Source organism: Hymenobacter agri (assembly GCF_054778495.1).
In genome coordinates this window covers 1-601 of record NZ_BAAGZM010001246.1, presented here as the reverse complement: position 1 = coordinate 601, position 601 = coordinate 1, and the positions used below count along the sequence as shown (strand labels likewise).

The window sequence follows — 601 nt, the reverse complement described above, 5'->3', positions numbered from 1 at the left end:
GCCTTGCTAGTGTTTGCCGCCGGGGCCAGCGAAGTGTGGAAAGCCCGCGTGGGCGGCAGCGAAGTAGCCAAAGTGGCCGCGCCCGCCGCTACCCTCGGCAGCATTGCCAGCGGGGCCGACGACGCCCTGTACCAGGGCGGCAACCCGACTTCCCTCACGGCCGCCGAGCACACCACCGGGGCCGATAGCCAGCTGGTGCGCGCCGTGCGCGGCATGGAAGCATACTACACCAACCAGCTGGCCCGCCGCCAAACCGAGCTGAGCCAGCTGAGCGGCCCCGGCATGGTGGCCATGAACGCCGACTGGCAGCACGAGCTAGCCTCTCTCGATTCGAGCTACCGCCAGCTGAAGCAGCAGCTGCTGCAGCACCCGCAGCCCGACGCCGTGCTCACGGCCATGAACCGCAACCTGCAGGTGCGCCTCGACATCCTTGACCGCCAGCTGAACCTGAGCAACACGCCCGCCGAAGCCGACCCCACTGCCGGGGCCTACGTGCTGGCCGATAGCCGCCGCGGAGAATGAGCCAGCGCCCGGTTTTTCGCGGGTTGCGCCGCCTGAGCCTAGTCGGCCTGCTGGCCGGAATGCTGGGCCAGCGGGGGGC

1 pseudogene is annotated in these 601 nt (G+C 69.9%); it reads left to right on the top strand.

Annotation, left to right across the window (positions count from 1 at the left end):
• Positions 1–522, top strand: a pseudogene (locus ACYVDE_RS25585) (hypothetical protein); the annotation flags it as partial.
• Positions 523–601: the final 79 nt, after the last annotated feature.